General features: G+C 46.4%; 1 pseudogene. It reads left to right on the top strand.

The features are described from left to right. Positions 1-86: 86 nt before the first annotated feature. Positions 87-732: pseudogene (locus ACHH0Z_RS25620) on the top strand (IS110-like element IS4321 family transposase); the annotation flags it as partial.

Raw genomic sequence — 732 nt, 5'->3', positions numbered from 1 at the left:
AGTCTTAGCGTGGGATAATTAATGAGATGGTCACTCCCTCCTTCCCGGTACTATGCTGAGGACAGGCTTTCATTCGGAGAACTATCATGGAAAACATTGCGCTCATTGGTATCGATCTGGGTAAAAACTCTTTCCATATTCATTGCCAGGATCGTCGCGGGAAGGCTGTTTACCGTAAAAAATTCACCCGACCAAAGCTAATCGAATTTCTGGCGACATGCCCGGCAACAACCATCGCGATGGAAGCCTGTGGCGGTTCTCACTTTATGGCACGCAAGCTGGCAGAGTTAGGGCATTTTCCAAAGCTGATATCACCGCAATTTGTCCGCCCATTCGTTAAAAGCAACAAAAACGACTTCGTTGATGCTGAAGCTATCTGTGAAGCAGCATCACGTCCATCTATGCGTTTCGTGCAGCCCAGAACGGAATCTCAGCAGGCAATGCGGGCTCTGCATCGTGTCCGTGAATCCCTGGTTCAGGATAAGGTAAAAACAACCAATCAAATGCATGCTTTTCTGCTGGAATTTGGCATTAGCGTTCCCCGAGGAGCTGCCGTTATTAGCCGACTGAGTACCATTCTTGAGGATAATAGTTTGCCTCTTTACCTCAGCCAGTTATTGCTGAAATTACAACAGCATTATCACTATCTTGTTGAGCAGATTAAAGATTTGGAATCTCAGTTGAAACGAAAGTTGGACGAAGATGAGGTTGGACAGCGCTTGCTGAGTATTC

It is taken from the genome of Enterobacter cloacae complex sp. 2024EL-00227 (genome assembly GCF_043945315.1).
Classification (GTDB): Bacteria; Pseudomonadota; Gammaproteobacteria; order Enterobacterales; family Enterobacteriaceae; genus Enterobacter; species Enterobacter roggenkampii.
Note: the sequence above shows the minus strand (reverse complement) of the source record. Positions and strands in the feature narration are given on the sequence as shown.